Source organism: Paraburkholderia sp. SSBN10T (genome assembly GCF_056619545.1).
The window spans coordinates 1-260 of record NZ_JBWQQI010000087.1 but is presented as its reverse complement, the minus strand read 5'-3'; the positions used below and the strand labels follow the sequence as shown (position 1 = coordinate 260).

Sequence of the window (260 nt, the reverse complement as noted above, 5' to 3'; positions counted from 1 at the left end):
CGACTTCGAACGGCATGGATCTGGTGCTGACTGACGGAGTCTCGGGTGACCAGGTCACGCTGGACGATGAACTGTATAGCAGCTACTACGGCGTGCAGTGGGTGCAGTTTGCCGACGGCACGGTGTGGACGGAGCAGCAGCTGGTCCAGATGGAGACGACGGGGACCAGCGGCAACGACACCCTGTACGGGACGTCGGGGGCGAACCTGTTCGACGGCAAGGGTGGCAACGACCTTGAGGTGGGTGGTGGCGGGGGCGAT

Annotated in this window: 1 protein-coding gene; it reads left to right on the top strand. The window is 63.8% G+C overall.

Annotated elements, in window-relative coordinates; genetic code table 11:
• Positions 1 to 14: 14 nt before the first annotated feature.
• Positions 15 to 260 (top strand): calcium-binding protein (locus tag AC1ECK_RS36735; RefSeq protein ID WP_480328214.1); only part of this gene is annotated, 246 nt, incomplete at its 3' end.